The following is an 18,951-nucleotide window of genomic DNA, read 5'->3' as shown; positions in this document are numbered from 1 at the left end:
GGCGGCCCTTGCTGGCCATCCCTGAGTTGGAACACGCCAGTTTTACAAGCATGAAAATTTTTCAGCGTGAGCAGCGATCCCTCTTTGGCGAGATCCTCGACTGGATGCTCACGCCGCTGCTGCTGCTCTGGCCCGTGAGCCTGGCGCTGACCTGGCTGGTGGCCCAGGGCCTGGCCAACAAGCCCTTCGATCGGGCGCTGGAGTACAACGCCCAGGCCCTGGCCCAGTTGGTCATCGTGCAGCGCGGCAAGGTGCAGTTCAATCTGCCGCAGTCCGCCAGCGAGATCCTGCGCGCCGATGAGTCGGACACCGTGTTCTTCCAGGTCCGCGGCACCAGGGGCGAATATCTGGCCGGAGAACGCGATCTGCCGCGCCCGCCCACCACCGATGAAGACCCGCCCGCGGGCACGGTGCTGCTGCGCGACGAGGAATACAAGGGCATAGACCTGCGCGTGGCCTATATCTGGGTGCGCATGCCGCTGCCCGGCGAGCCCAGCGCCCTGGTGCAAGTCGCCGAAACGCGTGAAAAGCGCAGCGTGCTGGCCACGGAAATCATCAAAGGCGTGATGCTGCCGCAGTTCGTCATCCTGCCGCTGGCCGCGCTGCTGGTGTGGCTGGCGCTGGCGCGCGGCATCAAGCCGCTGCACCGGCTGGAGGAGCGCATCCGCGCGCGCAAGCCCGAAGATCTCTCGCCCATCAACCACAAGGATGTGCCGCTGGAAGTGGTGCCGCTGGTCGACTCGGTCAACGATCTGCTGCAGCGTCTGCATGACTCCATCGCCACGCAAAAGCGCTTTCTGGCCGACGCCGCCCACCAGCTCAAGACCCCGCTGGCAGGGCTGCGCATGCAGGCCGACCTGGCCCAGCGCGAGGGCACGAATACCGAAGATCTGAAGCGCTCGCTGGCGCAGATCGGCCGCTCCAGCATGCGCGCCACGCATACCGTCAACCAGTTGCTGGCGCTGGCGCGGGCCGAGAGCGCCGTACCCGCCATGCAGGGCTGCAACCTCGTGCGCATCGTCACCGAGGTGGTGCAGGACTGTCTGCCGCGCGCCATGGACAAGCACATTGACCTGGGCTACGAGGGCGCCGGCGCCAGCACGCCCGGCGTCTGGCTCAACGGCAATGCCACGCTGCTGACCGAGCTGGTGCGCAATCTGGTGGACAACGCCATCAACTACACGCCCTCGACCAGCGCCCAGCCGGGCATGGTCACCGTGCGCGTGCAGGCCGATCATTTCGGCCAGATCCTGCTGCTGCAGGTCGAAGACTCCGGCCCCGGCGTGCCGCTGTCCGAGCGTGAGCTGATCTTCCAGCCCTTTTACCGCGCACTGGGCTCCGAAGCCGACGGCTCCGGCCTGGGCCTGCCCATCGTCATGGAAATCGCACGCCAGCATGGCGCGCAAGTGCTGCTGCAGGACGCCAGGCCCGGCCATGTGCCGCCGGGAGCGCTGTTCACCGTGCGCTTCAAGGCCATGCCGGGACAGCAGTGAAACCGTGCCGCAAGCGCACCAACTTGGTGCCAGTTCAGTATGAAAAACCGCGCCAGGCTTGGCTTTGCGCTCCTTTGCCCCGATTCGCATAACGGAAACTGCGTATCTGACAACCTCTCGCTTACCCTAGAATCAATTCGATCATGGGTTGTCTGAGGAGTCGCTTTTTGTGCCACCGCAAGACAGCAATTTGGAATCAACGGATCCTGGGAGCTTTTTGATGCAACGTCGTCAATTCATCTACACCGCCGCTGCTGCCGCAGCCGCTTCTTCCTTCTCCGGCATGAGCATGGCGCAGGACACCTCGCGTCCTCTGCGCATCGTCGTGCCCTTCCCTGCCGGCGGCCCCACCGACATGGTGCCCCGCAACATGCAGGACGTGCTGATCAAGCTGCTGGGCGGCCAGGCCGTGGTGATTGAAAACAAGGCCGGAGCCGGCGGCTCCATCGGCATGGCCGAAGTGGCCCGCGCCACCGACGGCGTGACCTTCGGTATCGCCACGCTGTCCACCCATGGCGTGAACCCCGCCGTGTTCAAGAAGCTGCCCTACGACGCGACCAACGACTTCGTGGGCGTGACCGAGATCGTCAAGGCTCCCGGCGTGCTGGTGATCAACCCCAAGCTGATCCCCGTGAAGACTTTTGCCGAGTTCGTGGCCTACCTCAAGGCCAACCCCGGCAAGGTGTCCTTTGCCACTCCCGGCAACGGCACCATCGGTCACATGTGGGGCGCCCAGTTCCTCAAGAGCACGGGCACCGAAATGCACCACATCCCCTACCGCGGCTCGGCTCCAGCCATCAACGACGTGCTGGGCAACCAGGTGCCGGTCTACTTCGACCAGGTGAACTCTTCGCTGCCCCATATCAAGTCCGGCAAGGTGCGCGCCCTGGCCGTGTCCTGGCACGAGCGCCTGGACGTGCTGCCCGATGTGCAGACCTATGCCCAGGCCGGTCACCCCGACCTGAACGAGCCTTCCTGGTTCGGCCTGGTGGCCCCCAAGAACACGCCTGCCGCGCAAGTGGAACGCGTGCAAAAGGCCATCGTTGCCGCGCTGAAGGACCCCGCCGTCAAGCAGCGCATGGCTGCTCAAGGCCTGTATCCCTCGGGCACATCGAGCGCTGACTTCACCAAGCAGATCTCCAGCGAAGTGGCCAAGATGAAGAAGCTGGCCGCAGCCGCCAATATTCATCTGGACTAAAAACAGGAGCTGCTTGCGCTTGTCGCAAGTGGTTTTCCAATACAAAAGGCCTGCAAATGCAGGCCTTTCTTGCGATAGAAGCTACAGAAATTACTTGGAGCAGGCCTGCAATGCCTTGGGCACCAGGTTCTTGCCAGCCAGCGCGGCCACTTCGCTGCGGAAGGTGGGTGTGGCCTTGGGCAGACGCAGCGCATAGGTCGTCACATCGGGGCGCTCCTGCACTACGCGCGCAGTACGCACGCCCTGGCGCGCAAACGTGGCCAGCTGGCGCTGCGCAGCTTCTTCGGTAGAGAAACGGCCCAGAGACAAGCCCGGCTCCAGATTGCCACCCGCTCGGTCAAAGTCGATATTCATCAGGCGCAGTTCGCCGCGCTTGCGGTCCAGGAATTCGGTATCGGGGAACTTGCCCATATAGACCATCCAGCGCCCGCCCTGGTGATTGGCCACCAGCTCCCAGTCGCTCTTGGGCTTGCCCGCCAGCGCGCGGCGAATGCTGTCGGCCTGCGCCTCTTCGATGCCGTTGGCCTGATAGCAGGTCTCGGGCTCCTTGACAGCTGTTTTGGCGTCCTTTGCAGGCTTGGCGTCCTCGGTCTTGGCCTCGGGCTTGCTGTCCGCCTGCGCATCGGGCCTGGATGCGGGCGCACCATCGTCCACCGCGGGTGCCTCGGACGGCTCGGATGACTCGGTCTTTGCGGGTTCGGGAGCCGGAGCCGGCGCGGCTTCGGGCTGCTGCAATACCAGCGCATCGGGCTTGATCTGCTCCTGCAGGCGCTGCGGCTCGGACTGCAGCTCCGGCGCCAGCCCCATGCCGGCCAGATAGCCGTGGCTCCACAGGTAGTAGCCCGCGTTGCCCAGCAGCAAGAGCAGGAAAACGATTCTCAGCATAGGTTTCTCACATCAGTTATCCATGGGCTGCAACCGCTCGCGGGCAGCCGAGCGAGGGCCTGGGCGGCCCCGCCGCCCCGCAGCGAGGGCTGCGTCCTTCTCCCCTGGCGCGCAGCGCGTAGAGAGAGTAGGAAGGCGCAAAGCGCCTCAGGAGGTGCTTCATTTCAAGTCTGCAACGGGCTGCTGGCCGGACGCACGCTGATTTCCGAGCTGGTCACAGCCTGCAGCCCCGCAGCGGTGCGCACCAGAAAGCCTCCATCGGCCGCCACACCCTGGGCCATGCCGCTCGTGCCGTCGCTCAGGTTCACTTCGCGCCCGGCCAGCAGATCGCGCTGGGCAAAGCGCTGCATCAGCGGCGCAAAACCGTGTCGGGCAAAGCTCTGCACCTCGGCCACCAGATTGGGCAATATGCAGGCCAGGGCCGTGGGCGCGTCCAGCGCGGCATCGAGCTCCTGCAGGCAGGCCGGGGCCGTGCGCATGCCGTCACCGGGGCGGGGACGGACATTGATGCCGATGCCGATCACCACGTAGCGCGGCGCGGTCATATCGTGCTGCTGCGTGCCGACGAAACTCGCAGTCTCGATCAGAATGCCAGCTAGCTTGCGGTCGCCTTCCAGCCACAGATCGTTGGGCCATTTGATGCCGATGCGCGGCGTGGCGCTGCCGGCAGCCGGCAGATGGGGCTGCAGGCTTTCGGCCACGCTCACGCCCACGGCCAGCGACAGCCCCGACCAGTCGCGCGGCGCCAGCGGCAGGCCCAGCGAGAACATCAGCGAATCACCGACGCCGCTGACCCAGTTGCGTCCCAGCCGGCCACGGCCCTGCGTCTGCTGCTCGGCAATCAGCAGCACCGGCTCCGTCAGCCCGTCGCGCGCGCGGCGCATGAGTTCGGTGTTGCTGGAGCCGATGGTCGGCAGCACCTCGACCGTGAAGCCCGGCAACTGCGGTGCAATGGCTTCCCACAAGGCTTCGGCATTCCAGTGAATCGGCTGAGTCATTTTCTTTATCCAAAATTTCTATGCAGCGAGCACGCCTTGAACAAGCATGTTCCAACTCAGAGACGCCGAGCAAGAGCCGCCTCGCGGCGATGGCGTCGTCCCCCTCCCGCATTGCGAAGCAACGCGAGAGAGGGGGAAGCGGCAAAGCCGCTCAGGGGGTGCCGTGAGGCATCGGCGGCTTCCAGCCCCTTTTCGGCGCCAGCATGGTGCCGCGGCAGTTCGCCGCGCCACAGTAGCAGGCATATTCGGCCTTGAGCTTGGCCGTATAGCGCTCCTCCACCATCAGGCCATAGTCGTAGTTCAGTTCCTCGCCCGCGGCAATATTGCGCAGTGCAATGATGTAGATGCGGCCGTCGATCTCGTCGGTGTAGCAGTTGGGATCGCAGCTGTGATTGATCCAGCGCGAGGAGTTGCCCTTGTGCGTGGCGTCAATCACACGCTCATCATCGACCTGAAAATAAAAAGTGTGATTGGGCTGGCTGGGATCATGCGGATGACGGTCCTGCGCCTCCTGCCAGTCGATCACCTCACCCACGTACTCAATAAGGGTTTCGCCTTGCGCAATATCCTGCGCGGCGAAAACGCCTTTGCCGTGCACGCCGGAGCGCCGGGTCTGGATACGGCGGCCTGTTGAAGAGGCCAGTGATGTGCGGGGCATGTTTTCTCTGATACTTTGAATATGCACACATGTGCGCATGCGCGCGCGTGAGAAGCGAATTGTATGAGCCTGAGTTTCGATTCGGGTTCAGGTGGTTAATGACGACGAGAACACACAATGACTAAAACCCTGGTGATTGCAGAAAAGCCTTCTGTCGCACAGGACATCGTCCGTGCGCTGACCCCGGTGGCAGGCAAGTTTGAAAAACACGATGACTATTTCGAATCCGACAGCTATGTGGTGACCAGTGCGGTCGGCCACCTGGTGGAAATTCAGGCGCCCGAAGAATTCGACGTCAAGCGCGGCAAATGGAGTTTCGCCAACCTGCCGGTCATCCCCCCGCGCTTCGACCTCAAGCCCGTGGACAAGACCAAGACCCGCCTGAACGCCGTGGTCAAGCAGGCCAAGCGCAAGGATGTGACCGAACTCATCAACGCCTGTGACGCGGGCCGCGAGGGCGAGCTGATCTTCCGCCTGATCGAGCAGTACGCGGGCGGTGCCAAGGGCGGTCTGGGCAAGCCCGTCAAGCGACTGTGGCTGCAATCCATGACGCCGCAGGCGATTCGTGACGGCTTCAACAATCTGCGCAGCGATGCCCAGATGCAAGGCCTGGCCAGCGCCGCGCGCAGCCGCTCCGAAGCCGACTGGCTGGTGGGCATCAACGGCACGCGTGCCATGACGGCCTTCAACTCGCGCGACGGCGGCTTCTTCCTGACCACCGTGGGTCGTGTGCAGACGCCCACCCTGTCCCTGGTGGTGGAGCGCGAGGAAAAGATCCGCCAGTTCGTGAGCCGCGACTACTGGGAAGTGCATGGCACTTTCGACGCCCAGGCCGGCCAGTACCTGGGCAAGTGGTTCAACCCGCAGTGGAAGAAATCGGACGATGCCGAGGCCAAGGCCGACCGCCTGTGGAACAAGGCCGAGGCCGAAGCGATTGCCGCCGCCGTCCAGGGCAAGCCGGCCACCGTCACCGAGGAAAGCAAGCCCACCACGCAGGCCTCGCCCCTGCTGTTCGACCTGACCAGCCTGCAGCGCGAGGCCAACGGCAAGTTCGGCTTCTCGGCCAAGACCACGCTGGCGCTGGCGCAAAGCCTGTACGAACGCCACAAGGCCCTGACCTACCCGCGTACCGACTCGCGCGCCCTGCCCGAGGACTATCTGCCCGTGGCGCGCCAGACCTTCGACATGCTGGCCACCAGCGGCATGCGCCATCTGGCGCCCTTTGCCCAGCAGGCCATCAACGACAACTACATCCGCCCCACCAAGCGCGTGTTCGATAACAGCAAGGTGTCGGATCACTTTGCCATCATTCCGACCACACAGGCCCCTTCCGGCCTGTCGGAAGCCGAACAGAAGCTGTACGACCTGGTCGTGCGCCGCTTCATGGCCGTGTTCTTCCCCAGCGCCGAATACCAGGTCACCACGCGCATCAGCAAGGTGGAGCAGCACAGCTTCAAGACCGAGGGCAAGGTGCTGGTCAAGCCGGGCTGGCTGGCCATCTACGGCAAGGAAGCCGCCAACGAGGTGGAGGATGCCAAGGAAGGCGACAAGGGCCAGCCCCTGGTGGCCGTGAAGCCCGGCGAGCAGCCGCGCACCCACCACGCCGATGTCAAGGGCCTCAAGACCAAGCCGCCGGCACGCTACTCCGAAGCCACGCTGCTGGGCGCCATGGAAAGCGCTGGCAAGCAGATCGACGACGACGAGCTGCGCGAAGCCATGCAGGAAAAAGGCCTGGGCACGCCAGCCACGCGCGCAGCCATCATCGAGGGCCTGCTGACGGAAAAATACATGCTGCGCGAAGGCCGCGAGCTGATCCCCACGGCCAAGGCCTTCCAGCTGATGACGCTGCTGCGCGGTCTGGAAGTCGAGGAACTGTGCCGCGCCGACCTGACCGGCGAATGGGAATTCAAGCTGTCGCAGATGGAAAAAGGCCAGCTCTCGCGCGAAGCCTTCATGCAGCAGATCCAGGCCATGACCGAGAAGCTGGTCAAGAAGGCCAAGGAATACGACCGCGACACCATTCCCGGTGACTACGCGACCCTTTCCACGCCCTGCCCCAACTGCGGCGGCGTGGTCAAGGAAAACTACCGCCGCTACGCCTGCACGGGCGCCAATGGTGCCAGCGAAGGCTGCGGCTTCTCGTTCACCAAGTCCCCTGCCGGCCGCACCTTCGAGACAGCCGAGGCCGAGCAGCTGCTGCGCGAGCGCCGTATCGGCCCGCTGGAAGGCTTCCGCTCCAAGGCCGGCTGGCCGTTTGTGGCCGAAGTCGCCATCGTGCGTGACGAGGAAAACAGCAACTTCAAGCTGGAATTCGACTTCGGCGACGACAAGGACTCCGAGGACACGGGCGAGATCGTGGACTTTGCCCACCAGCAAAGCCTGGGCCCCTGCCCCAAGTGCGGCTCGCCCGTCTTCGAGCATGGCGCCAACTATGTCTGCTCCAAGGCCGTGCCCACGCTGGCCCAGGCCACGCCCAGCTGTGACTTCAAGAGCGGCCAGATCATTCTGCAGCAGCCCATCGAGCGCGAGCAGATGACCAAGCTGCTGCAGACCGGCAAGACCGATCTGCTGGAGAAGTTTGTCTCCAACCGCACGCGCCGTAACTTCAAGGCCTTCCTGGTCTGGGACGGCGCTGCGGGCAAGGTGAACTTCGAGTTCGAGCAGCGCGAAGGCAAATACCCGGCGCGCAAGACGGCTGGCGCAGCGGCGGCCAAGACCACGACGGCTGCCGCCAAGAAGACAGGCACGGCAGCCAAGAAGACCGCCGCCAAGACAGCGACCAAGGCGACGACCAAGACCGCTGCGGTGAAGAAGCCCCGCACCGTGAGCGCCACGCTCAAGCCCAGCGCCGATCTGGCCGCCGTGATCGGCAGCGAACCCACCTCGCGCCCCGACGTGATCAAGAAGCTCTGGGACTACATCAAGGCCAACGGCCTGCAGGATGCCAAGGACAAGCGCGCCATCAACGCCGACGCCAAGCTCAAGCCGGTGTTCGGCAAGGAGCAGATCAGCATGTTCGAGCTGGCCGGCATTGTGGGCAAGCATGTGAGCTGATCGACAGCCCTGCCTCCCCCGCACAAAAAGACCGCCACGGCTTGCCGCTGGCGGTCTTTTCTTTTCAGGCAGCGCCGCGCAAGGCGCTCAGATACGCAGATATGGCCGTGTTGGCGCGCAGGCGCAGCAAGTCCAGATCAGGCGGGACATCGGTGGCCAGATAGCTGTGGTTGAACAGGCCGTACAGAATGCACTGGCACACCCGTGCTGCATCGCGCACCGGGTAGTCCGGGGGCAGATCGGCGGCCTGCTCCATGGCTGCTGCCCAGGCGTCCACAAAGCGCTCGAACATCTTCCGGTAGGCCGCAGAAGTGGAGTAGTGGCGCTCCAACAGATAGTGGGCACCCCATTCATCTGCCCGCTCGCGGTGCGCCTGCAGCTGTGACTCCACGACTGCCTCGGCAATCTGCATCAGCGGCTGGCCTGCATGGCTGCTGGTCACGCCGCGAATGCCCAGCAGCAGTGACTTGGAGCGCAGATGCAGGCAAACCCTGGCCAGGTCTTCCTTGCCCGAGAAGTACTCGTAAAAGCTGCCCAGCCCGGTGCCTGCCACCAGGGCGATCTCGCGCATGGTGATTTCCGCGTAGCTGCGCTCAAGCAAAAGCCGAACAAAGGCGTCCTGCAAGGCCTGAAACGTATGCCGTGCACGTGACTGCAGAGGGCGGCGACGCCCTGCTGTCGCGGCGGAAGGGGTGCGTGATTTCATGCTGGCCAAATCCGAACACCTTTTTTGCACGGGTTCCTAGAATTTTTGACAGGTACTTCGATGCCATTGTGCATTGCGGCCTGGTGAATAAAAAATTCTGATGAGAGAACGGAGACAAGCATGCACCCTCGTATTTCCTTCCCCTTGGCGGCAGTAGCGCTGGCCTGCGCCTCGTTCGCTCACGCACAGCCCGCCACGGTCGTGAAGATTGCCTCGCTGGATGCCATGAGCGGCCCCATGGCGGGGCTGGGCCTGAACGTGCTCAAGAGCTTTCAGTACAGCGCCAAGCTTGCCAACGAGCAAGGCTGGGCCGGTGCCACCAGGTTCGAAATCGTGCCCTTCGACAACCGCCTTTCCGCGCAGGAGGCGCTGAGCCAGCTCAACTCCATCATCGGACAGAACATCCGCTACGTGGTGCAGGGCGCCAGCTCCTCGGCCGTGGGCCTGGCGCTGCAAGAGGCCATCGAAAAGCACAACAGCCGCAACCCCGGCAAGGAAATCATCTACCTGAACTATGCAGCCCAGGCGCCGCAGATGACCAATGCCAAGTGCAGCTACTGGCATTTCCGCACCGATGCGAATTCGGACATGAAGGTGGCCGCGCTGACCTCCTACCTGGCCGGGCAAAAGCAGGTGAAACAGGTCTTTCTGCTCAACCCCAACTATGCCTATGGCCAGGAAGTCTCGCGTGCCGCGCGCAGCATGCTGGCGGCCAAGCGCCCCGACCTGAAGATCGTTGGCGATGACTTTCACCCTCTAGGACAGGTCAAGGATTACTCGCCCTATATCGCCAAGATCAAGCAATCCGGAGCCGATGCCGTCATCACTGCGGACTTCGGTGCCGATCTGGCGCTGATCGTGCGGGCTGCGCGCGAAGCGGGTCTGAACACGGACTTCTACACCCTCAACGGCAACAACTTTGGCGTGCCCAGCGCCATGGGCGCAGCAGGACAGGGCCGGGTCAAGCTGATCTCCGCCTTCAGCCCCAACTCCCAGCCTCTGGCCAGCGATTCGCTGCTGCCGGGCTTCAAGCGCCAGTTCAACGAGGACTTCATCAACGGCCTGGGTCACAACGCTATGCTGATGCTGGCCCAGGCCATGCGCGAGGCCAAGTCCGTGGAACCTGCCGCCGTGGCGGCCAGGATGTCGGGCATGCGCTTCGAAGGCCTCAACGGCCCTGTAGAAATGCGCAGAGGCGATCACCAGGCACAGCAACCCATCCATGTGCTGAGCTGGGAAAAAGTGGACGGCAAGACCGTGGTGCATGACCAGGAAGGAACGGGCCTGGGATGGAAGCCCGTCAGCACGGTTTCCGCGCAGGCATCCAGCCTGGACACCAGCTGCAACATGAAGCGGCCCTCCTGAACCGCCTGCCTGGCGCACCCTAGAAATCACAACGCCCTGCGCCCTCTGCGAACAGGGCCACCCACCTCCGAAGGAAGAGACATCATGACCGGCATTCATCCTCATAACCAGGTTCCGGAGCTCAAGGACTACAACGTCTATGCCAGCGACCCGGTGCTGCAGCGTGCAGTAAGGCGCGCAGGCGCACAGTGGCGCGATCCGGAGCTGCAACGCCAGGGTGCGGAATATGGCGCCGAAGCCACGCTGCGCGCTGCGCAAGACGCCAACCACTTCGAACCCGAGTTGCACACGCACTCCCCCACAGGCGACCGTATCGACCAGGTGCGCTTTCACCCCGCATGGCATCAGATGATGACGATTGCACGGCACAACGGCATCTCCAACCTGCCCTTCACCGACCAGCGGCAGACGGCCTGGCCAGCCTATGGCGCGTCGCTGTTCATGCACAGCCAGATCGAGTCCGGCTCGACCTGCCCGACCACCATGACCAAGGCCAGCATTCCGCTGGTGCGCATCAACCCGCAACTCAACGCTGTGCTGGGGCCGCTGCTGGAGTCCACCGACTACGACGCACGCGACATCCCCGCCCATGACAAGCGCTCCATCACCGTGGGCATGGGCATGACGGAGCGCCAGGGCGGCAGCGATGTGCGCAGCAACACCACACGTGCCGTAGCGCTGAACCCATCGGGCAGCAACGGCCCCTGGGGCGAGGAATTTCTGATCACCGGCCACAAATGGTTCTTTTCGGCCCCCATGTGCGACGGACATCTGGTGCTGGCCAAGACCGAGGAGCGCGGTCCCACCTGCTTTTTCGTGCCGCGCTGGCGGCCCGACGGCAGCAAGAACGCCATTCACATCCAGCGCCTCAAGGACAAGGTGGGCAACCGCTCCAACAGCAGCAGCGAAGTGGAGTTCGACAACGCCTGGGGCGTGCTTATCGGCCAGGAAGGCCGGGGCATTTCCACCATCATCGAAATGGCCACCTACACCCGTCTGGACTGCGCGCTGTCCAGTGCCGGCTTTATGCGTCAGGCCCTGGTGCAGGCCCTTCACTACACCCGCAACCGCCATGCCTTCGGTCTGCCGCTGGCCGAGCAGCCGGTGATGACCGGCCTGCTGGCCGATATGGCACTGGAATCCGAAGCCGCTACCTGGCTGGCCATGGATCTGGCCGCACGCTTTGGCTCCGAAGACCCGCTGGATCAGGCCTGGCGCCGCATCGTCACGCCTGCCGCCAAGTTCTGGAACTGCAAGCGCGCCGTGGGCTATACCGGCGAAGCCATGGAAGTCTTCGGAGGTAATGGCTATGTGGAGACCGGTCCCATGGGGCGCTTGTTCCGCGAAGCCCCCGTCAACTCCATCTGGGAAGGTTCGGGCAACGTCATGTGCCTGGATGTGCTGCGCGCCATTGCCCGCAACCCCGACGACGCCCATTTGCTGCTGGACCATCTGCAGCAAGTGGGTGCAGAGGAAGCCGTGCTGCGCGCACAGGTGGACAAGCTGCGCCAGGCCATCATGCTGCCGCCTCAGGATCTGGAGCGCGAAGCGCGCCGCTTCACCCAGCGCCTGGCCCTCACGGTGCAGGCCACGCTGATGCTCCAACATGCGGACAACGACAGTGCTGCGGCCTTCCTCGGTAGCCGCTTCGACCCGGACTGGGGCCCGGTGGCCGGTGTTGCCTGCGGCAGCAGCGACCCGACTGCCCTGCTGCGCAATGCATGGACAGGTTGAGGGAACGTCAGCCATGATGAATTTCATTTCCCTGCTCGACCAGCAGGCGCGCACGCGCCCCGAAAAACTGGCACTGCGCGCCGACGGCCAGGACTGGAGCTATGCCGCACTGGCCGAGGCCAGCCATCGCGCCGCTGCCGTGCTCCGCGCGCAAGGCATTCGCCGGGGCGACAAGCTAGGTCTGCTGTGCTTCAACACCCCGGGTTTTGTGTTCGCCCTATTCGGTGCCTGGCGGCTGGGCGCCGCCGTCGTGCCCATCAACCACAAGCTGCAGGCCCCGGAAGTCGCCTACATCCTGCGCCACTGTGGCGCACGGCTGTGCATTGTGGATGGAACGCGCGCATCGCTGATCGCAGTGGTCCAGACCGAACTGCAGCCGGCAGCAGAACTGCGGTGGCTGAGCACGGCTTCTGCCGCCGAAGGCGTGGACTCTTTCGACGAGTTGCTGGCGCAGGTCACACCCTGCAGCGACGAGCACGGCCATCCGGCACCGGACGCACTGGCCGAAATCCTCTATACCTCGGGCACCACAGGCCAGCCAAAAGGCTGCCTGCACAGCCATGCCAATGTCTTCCATTCGGCGCTTTGTGCAGCGGCAGCCACCTCGCTGTCGCCCAAGGAGCGCACGCTGATCGCCATGCCCATCTGGCACTCGTCGCCGCTAAACAACTGGTTCCTGGGCACCTTGCTCATGGGCGGCACCGTGGTGCTGATGCGTGAATACGCTCCCAGGGAGTTTCTGGAGACGCTGGAGCGCGAATGCATCAGCTTCACCTTTGGTGCGCCGATTGCCTTTCTGGCCCCGCTGGCCGTGGTGCCGGATGTGGCCAGCTACGACTTCAGCGCCATGCGTCTGTGGGCCTATGGCGGCGGGCCCTTGGGTGCGGAGATGGTTCGCAAGCTGGCCCAGGTCTATCGCAGCGACCGCTTCATGCAGGTCTATGGCATGACCGAATCCGGTCCGCTGGGCACCGTGCTCTATCCCGAAGAAGCCTTGACCAAGCCAGGCTCCATCGGTCGCAGCCCCATACCCGGCGTGGAACTGGAACTGCGCCGCCAGGATAGCAGCCCGTGCGGCCCCGACGAGGTGGGCGAGATCTGCCTGCGCTCCGCCGCCATGATGCAGGGCTATCTGAACAGCCCCGAGGCCACGGCCGCGGTACTGAACGACCAGGGCTGGTATCGCAGCGGCGATCTGGCGCGCAGGGATGCGGACGGCTATCTCTATATCGTGGACAGGCTCAAGGACATGATTGTTACGGGCGGCGAAAACGTCTATTCCAAGGAAGTGGAAGACGTGCTCTGTACCCACCCCGACGTGCAGGACGTTGCTGTCATCGGCCGGCCCCATCCCGAATGGGGCGAGACCGTGGTGGCCGTGCTGACCCTGAAGACCGGCAAGTTGCTGGACCAGGAGACTCTGCGCGAGTTCATGGCCCCGCAGCTGGCGCGCTACAAGATTCCACGCCTCTTCGAGTTCCGTGACACACTGCCGCGCACCGCTACCGGCAAGCTGCTCAAGCATATGCTGCGGGGCAGTGCAAGCAGCCATTAAACGCGAAGGCACTGTCGCAAGATGGCTCTCGGGCAGGTTCGGCGCCGCATGTATTGGCCATGCAGCGCTTTCCGTTCGGACCGGCGATCCTGGTGCCGCACCCGGGTAACACGGATGACATGGATGGGTCTTTGCAATCCGCTATAAGCATTGGTATGCAACTGAACCATGACCTGCTGACGGAGCGCCCCGCGCGCCAAGTCTCCCTCTCGGGAGCCTCCAACTTCCGTGATCTGGGCGGATATCAGGGCCTGGACGGCCGCCGCCTGCAATGGGGCAAGCTGTACCGCTCCGCGCATCTGGCGCATCTGACACAGCAGGACCTGGACCAGCTGCAAAAGCTGGGCATACACCGCAGCGCAGACTTTCGCGGCGAAGGCGAAAGCGCACATCTCTCCTATGCCTGGCCTCTGATCGAGCGCCATGCACTGGTGGTCGAGCCCACCGTGGTGCAGCGCGCCCAGTCCATGATGGAGCAGGGTCGCCACCTCAGCAGCCGCGATACCGAGGAGCTGATGCACGACACCTACCGCAGCTTTGTGAACGTGTACGGCAATCGCTTTGCGCAGTTCCTCGCACTGCTGCAGCTCAGCGATGCGCCGCTGGTCTTTCACTGCACTGCCGGCAAGGACCGCACGGGCTGGGCTGCGGCCCTGCTTCTGACGGCGCTGGGCGTGGACGAGGAGCAGATCATGGAGGACTATCTGCTGACCAATCAGTACTTCGTTCGCCCGACCCAGATGTACGGCCAGCTGTCCGAAGAGGCCCTGGATGCACTGTGGCGCGTGCAGCCGTCCTATCTGATGGCCTCGGTCGATGTGGTGCGCGCCCAGCATGGCAGCGTGGACCGCTATCTGAGCGAGGTGCTGGGTGTGGATGGCGCCGCGCGCGAGCGGCTGGCCGAGCTGTATCTGGAGACCTGATCAACTTTGATAGCTGCTAACGCTTTCTCTGTCTAGGCTAAACCCAATTTCAGGCATAACAAGCTGTTACGGCAGGGTATCCCGGGCCCGCTACGATGGGACCACAAGCCGCAATGGATGCGGACAAGGAAATGCAGATGCGCAAATGGCTCTCCCTGGCCGCAGCCGCCGCCACGCTGGTGCTGACGGCCTGCTCCGGCACCATGCCGGCCTCCTCCAGCTCCAGCAGCTCCGGCGGCGTGGAAATCTTTGGCACCGTGGACGCAGGCGTCAGCCGTACCTGGTAAGCCCCGCCGCAAGGCACAAAAAAGCCCGCCGTGCTCCAAGCACGGCGGGCTTTTGTTTTTGCCGCGTAATTAACGGCTGACGTTGGCGTCGGCCACGGTCAGCGCCGTCATGTTCACGATACGGCGCACCGTGGTGCTGGGCGTCAGCACGTGCACGGGCTTGGCCGCACCCAGCAGCACCGGGCCCACGGCAATGCCGCCGCCGGCCGCCTGCTTGAGCAGGTTGTAGCTGATGTTGGCAGCATCGATATTGGGCGAGACCAGCAGGTTGGCATCACCCAGCAGCGTGCTATTGGGCATGAGCTTGGCGCGGGCCTTGCCGTCCAGGGCCACATCGCCGTGCATTTCGCCATCCACTTCCAGCCAGGGCGCCTGCTCGCGCAGCAGCTCCAGGGTCTGGCGCATCTTGACGGCGCTGGGCTGGTTGCTGGAGCCGAAGTTGGAGTGGCTCAGCAGCGCAGCCTTGGGCTTGATGCCGAAGCGCATCATTTCCTCGGCGGCCATGATGGTGATCTCGGCCAGCTGCTCGGCCGTGGGGTCGTAGTTGACGTGGGTGTCGACCAGGAACACCTGGCGCTCAGGCAGCAGCAAACCGTTCATGCAGGCATAGGTGTTGACGCCGCTGCGCTTGCCGATGACCTGGTCGATGTAGTTCAGGTGCACATTGGTGTTGTTCCAGGTGCCGCAGATCAGGCCATCGACCTCGCCCTTGTGCAGCAGCATGGAGCCGATCAGCGTCAGGCGGCGGCGCATTTCGATCTTGGCGATGGGCGCTGTGATGCCCTTGCGCTCCGTCATGCGGTGGTAGCTCTGCCAGAAGTCGCGGTAGCGCTCGTCATGCTCGACGTTGACCACGTCGTAGTCGGCACCTTCCTTCATGCGCAGGCCGAACTTCTCGATGCGCTGGGCGATGATGGCGGGACGGCCGATCAGTGTCGGGCGCGCAATGCGTTCGTCCACCACGATCTGGGCTGCGCGCAGGATGCGCTCTTCCTCGCCCTCGGCATAGGCCACGCGCTTCTTGGTGGCCTTCTTGGCGGCATGCACGATGGGCTTCATCATGGTGCCGGAGGCGTAGACAAAGGTCTTCAGATGCTCGCGGTAGGCATCCATGTCCTGGATGGGGCGCTTGGCCACACCGGCTTCGGCCGCAGCCTGCGCCACGGCGGGCGCCACGATCAGCATCAGGCGCGGATCGAAGGGCTTGGGAATCAGGTATTCGGGACCGAAGCTCAGCACCTCGCCCACATAGGCGGCGGCCACTTCTTCGGACTGCTCGGCCTGGGCCAGCTCGGCAATCGCGTGCACGCAGGCGATCTCCATCGAGGTGGTGATGGTGGTCGCACCGCAGTCCAGCGCACCACGGAAGATATAGGGGAAGCACAGGACGTTGTTGACCTGGTTGGGGTAGTCCGTGCGGCCCGTGGCGATGATGGCGTCGTCGCGCACCGCCTTCACATCTTCGGGAATGATTTCCGGGTTGGGGTTGGCCAGCGCGAAGATGATGGGCCTGGCCGCCATCTTCCTGACCATGTCCTGCTTGAGCACATTGCCGGCGGACAAGCCCAGGAAGGCGTCAGCGCCCTCGATCACTTCGCCCAGCGTGCGCAGCTCGGTCTTCTGGGCAAACAGCGCCTTGTCCGGGTCCATCAGCTCGGTACGGCCCTCGTAGACCACGCCGGCGATATCGGTCACGAACACGTTCTCGCGCTTCAGACCCACTTCCAGCAGCAGGTTCAGGCAGGCCAGCGCCGCGGCGCCGGCACCCGACGCCACCAGCTTGACCTCTTCGATCTTCTTGCCGGCGACCTTGAGCGCATTGACCATGGCCGCTGCCACGGTGATGGCCGTGCCGTGCTGGTCGTCGTGGAAGACGGGAATGTTCATGCGCTTGCGCAGCTCGCGCTCCACGAAGAAGCACTCGGGCGCCTTGATGTCTTCGAGGTTGATGGCGCCGAAGGTGGGCTCCAGCGCAGCAATCACGTCGACCAGCTTTTGCGGGTCCTTCTCGTCGATTTCGATGTCGAACACATCGACGCCGGCGAACTTCTTGAACAGCACGCCCTTGCCCTCCATCACGGGCTTGGAGGCCAGCGCGCCGATGTCGCCCAGGCCCAGCACTGCCGTGCCGTTGGAGATCACGCCCACCAGGTTGCCGCGGCTGGTGTATTTGAAGGCCGCAGCCGGGTCCTTGACGATTTCCTCGCAAGGCGCAGCCACGCCGGGCGAGTAGGCCAGCGCCAGATCATGCTGATTGGCCATGGGCTTGGTTGCCGCGATGGCCACCTTGCCGGGCTTGGGGAACTCGTGATACTCCAGTGCCGCCTGACGCAGCAACGCACGTTTATCAATCGAGGTAATGGGCTTGGTGTCGGACATCAGCGGTCTCCAGCTCGCAAAGTAAGTCATCCGCAGTAAGGACTCTCTATGGGCACATTACCCGGCCCCTGTGTTCTTGCGGACGATGAAATCGGATTTTGGATTGTAGGCCGAGCGCTATCAAAAAAAGAGGGGTTGCAGCTCGGCGTTTAAGGTCAAACAGCCATGACTGTTCAATAGCGATGCAAACGAAATCATAGCATTATGCAAATATTGCATGATGCGCGGAGATATGATTCTTGTTGACCTTTGTTTGCCTGCCTCTCTGAAAGCTTCTGCCCATGCTGCCCCGCCACAACGACCCGATTGCCGCCATCGCCACCGCTCCCGGGCGTGGAGCCGTTGGCATTGTTCGAGTCTCAGGCAAAGGTCTTGCGGCCCTGGTGCGAACGCTTTGCGGCAAGGAGCTGAAACCGCGCGAAGCGACTTATCTGCCCTTCAGGGATGCGGGCGGCTCGCCCATAGACCACGGCCTAGCCATCTACTTTCCCGGCCCCCACAGCTATACCGGCGAAGACGTGCTGGAACTGCAGGCCCACGGCGGTCCCGTGGTGCTGCAGCTGCTGCTGGCGCGCTGCCTGGAAGCCGCCCAGAGCGGCAGCGAGGACGGCAAGCCGGTGCTGACAGGGCTGCGTCTGGCCCAGCCCGGCGAGTTCACCGAGCGCGCCTTTCTCAACGACAAGATCGACCTGGCCCAGGCCGAGGCGATTGCCGACCTCATCGATGCCAGCACAGAAGCCGCCGCGCGCAGTGCCAGCCGTTCTCTGTCTGGCGCGTTCTCGCAGGAAATCCATGTGCTGCGCGACGCCCTGGTACATCTGCGCATGCTGGTGGAAGCCACGCTGGACTTCCCTGAGGAAGAAATCGACTTTCTGCAGAAGGCCGATGCCTTTGGCCAACTCGAGCGCCTGCGCGCCCAGGTCACTGCCGTGCTGGCGCGCGCCCACCAGGGCGCACTGCTGCGCGAAGGCATCAAGGTGGTGATCGCCGGCCAGCCCAATGCGGGCAAAAGCTCGCTGCTCAACGCGCTGGCAGGTGCCGAGCTGGCCATCGTCACCCCGATTGCCGGAACCACGCGCGACAAGGTGCAGCAGACGATCCAGATCGAGGGCGTGCCCCTGCATGTGATCGACACCGCAGGCCTGCGTGACAGCGACGACGAGGTGGAGCGCATCGGCATTGCGCGTGCCTGGGACGAAATTGCAGCGGCCGATGCCGTGCTCTTCCTGCACGATCTGACCCGCGTGGAACAGGCCGACTATGCGGCAGCCGATGCCGATATCGCCCGCACCCTGCAGGACAGGCTGCCCGCCCAGGTGCCTGTCATCCATGTCTGGAACAAGACCGATATGGCGGCTGCCGACGTACAGAGCCGCCACACCGCCCAGCTGGATGCGCAGCAGATCGCCTTGTCCGCCCGCACTGGCGACGGCCTGGATGCGCTGCGCAAGCGGTTGCTGGAGGTGGCGGGCTGGCAATCCGCGCCCGAGGGCCTGTATCTGGCCCGTGCCCGCCATGTGGAGGCCCTGCAGGCCGTGGATGCCCACCTGGAGATGGCCGACGAGCAGCTGGCGGCGCAATCCGCCCATCTGGATCTGCTGGCCGAGGAACTGCGCCTGGCCCAGCTGTCGCTGAACTCAATCACCGGCGAATTCAGCTCCGACGACCTGCTGGGGGTCATCTTCTCCAGCTTCTGCATCGGCAAGTAAGGCAGCA

At 63.9% G+C, this 18,951-nt stretch carries 14 protein-coding genes; 9 read left to right on the top strand and 5 right to left on the bottom strand.

The features are described 5' to 3' along the window. Positions 1–50 precede the first annotated feature (50 nt). Both F3J24_RS14555 and F3J24_RS14550 read left to right on the top strand, forming a co-directional pair. A complete protein-coding gene (locus tag F3J24_RS14555; protein WP_167007616.1) occupies positions 51–1,493 on the top strand; it encodes a sensor histidine kinase in 1,443 nt (480 codons plus the stop codon). 220 nt (positions 1,494–1,713) lie between these two features. Beyond that, the gene (locus F3J24_RS14550) at positions 1,714–2,691 is read left to right on the top strand and encodes a tripartite tricarboxylate transporter substrate-binding protein (RefSeq protein WP_003060043.1); all 978 of its coding nucleotides are present in this window, start codon (positions 1,714–1,716) and stop codon (positions 2,689–2,691) included. Positions 2,692–2,781: 90 nt separating this feature from the next. Here F3J24_RS14550 and F3J24_RS14545 read toward each other — a convergent pair whose 3' ends face one another. The 3 genes from F3J24_RS14545 to F3J24_RS14535 all read right to left on the bottom strand — a co-directional run bounded on the left by F3J24_RS14545 (position 2,782) and on the right by F3J24_RS14535 (position 5,232). Then, entirely contained in the window at positions 2,782–3,576 is a 795-nt protein-coding gene (locus F3J24_RS14545; RefSeq protein ID WP_167007613.1) for an SPOR domain-containing protein, read from the bottom strand. 164 nt (positions 3,577–3,740) lie between these two features. Beyond that, positions 3,741–4,574: a biotin--[acetyl-CoA-carboxylase] ligase gene (locus tag F3J24_RS14540; protein ID WP_167007609.1), complete on the bottom strand. Its 834-nt coding sequence runs from the start codon at positions 4,572–4,574 to the stop codon at positions 3,741–3,743. 151 nt (positions 4,575–4,725) lie between these two features. Beyond that, positions 4,726–5,232 carry an SET domain-containing protein gene (locus F3J24_RS14535; protein ID WP_003060037.1) on the bottom strand — a complete coding sequence of 169 codons (507 nt, stop codon included), beginning with the start codon at positions 5,230–5,232 and terminating at the stop codon, positions 4,726–4,728. Positions 5,233–5,349: 117 nt separating this feature from the next. Here F3J24_RS14535 and F3J24_RS14530 point away from each other — a divergent pair, with 117 nt between their 5' ends. Next, positions 5,350–8,286: a DNA topoisomerase III gene (locus tag F3J24_RS14530; RefSeq protein ID WP_167007606.1), complete on the top strand. Its 2,937-nt coding sequence runs from the start codon at positions 5,350–5,352 to the stop codon at positions 8,284–8,286. A 64-nt stretch (positions 8,287–8,350) separates the two neighbouring features. Here the strand turns inward: F3J24_RS14530 and F3J24_RS14525 are convergent, their stop codons facing one another. After that, positions 8,351–8,944 (bottom strand): TetR/AcrR family transcriptional regulator, encoded by a 594-nt coding sequence (locus F3J24_RS14525; protein ID WP_167008233.1) that lies wholly within the window; start codon positions 8,942–8,944, stop codon positions 8,351–8,353. 168 nt (positions 8,945–9,112) lie between these two features. Between F3J24_RS14525 and F3J24_RS14520 the strand changes: the two genes are divergently transcribed. The 5 genes from F3J24_RS14520 (at position 9,113) to F3J24_RS14500 (ending at position 14,856) form a co-directional block, all read left to right on the top strand. Further along, complete coding sequence (locus F3J24_RS14520) at positions 9,113–10,357, top strand: branched-chain amino acid ABC transporter substrate-binding protein (protein ID WP_167007603.1); 1,245 nt, start codon at positions 9,113–9,115, stop codon at positions 10,355–10,357. A gap of 84 nt (positions 10,358–10,441) precedes the next feature. Further along, a complete protein-coding gene (locus F3J24_RS14515; RefSeq protein ID WP_167007599.1) occupies positions 10,442–12,091 on the top strand; it encodes an acyl-CoA dehydrogenase family protein in 1,650 nt (549 codons plus the stop codon). Between the two features lie 13 nt (positions 12,092–12,104). Next, positions 12,105–13,646, top strand: a complete 1,542-nt coding sequence (locus F3J24_RS14510) for a class I adenylate-forming enzyme family protein (protein WP_167007596.1) — start codon at positions 12,105–12,107, stop codon at positions 13,644–13,646. A gap of 155 nt (positions 13,647–13,801) precedes the next feature. After that, positions 13,802–14,569 carry a tyrosine-protein phosphatase gene (locus F3J24_RS14505; protein ID WP_167007593.1) on the top strand — a complete coding sequence of 256 codons (768 nt, stop codon included), beginning with the start codon at positions 13,802–13,804 and terminating at the stop codon, positions 14,567–14,569. 95 nt (positions 14,570–14,664) lie between these two features. Continuing rightward, entirely contained in the window at positions 14,665–14,856 is a 192-nt protein-coding gene (locus F3J24_RS14500; RefSeq protein WP_205244811.1) for a hypothetical protein, read from the top strand. A gap of 69 nt (positions 14,857–14,925) precedes the next feature. On the opposite strand, the gene F3J24_RS14495 is transcribed toward F3J24_RS14500, so the two are convergent. Beyond that, a complete protein-coding gene (locus F3J24_RS14495; protein ID WP_167007590.1) occupies positions 14,926–17,235 on the bottom strand; it encodes an NADP-dependent malic enzyme in 2,310 nt (769 codons plus the stop codon). A 281-nt stretch (positions 17,236–17,516) separates the two neighbouring features. Between F3J24_RS14495 and mnmE the strand changes: the two genes are divergently transcribed. Next, the gene (gene mnmE, locus F3J24_RS14490) at positions 17,517–18,944 is read left to right on the top strand and encodes a tRNA uridine-5-carboxymethylaminomethyl(34) synthesis GTPase MnmE (protein ID WP_167007587.1); all 1,428 of its coding nucleotides are present in this window, start codon (positions 17,517–17,519) and stop codon (positions 18,942–18,944) included. Positions 18,945–18,951: the final 7 nt, after the last annotated feature.

This window comes from Comamonas sp. Tr-654 (assembly GCF_011752915.1).
Classification (GTDB): Bacteria; Pseudomonadota; Gammaproteobacteria; order Burkholderiales; family Burkholderiaceae_C; genus Comamonas.
Note: the sequence above shows the minus strand (reverse complement) of the source record. Positions and strands in the feature narration are given on the sequence as shown.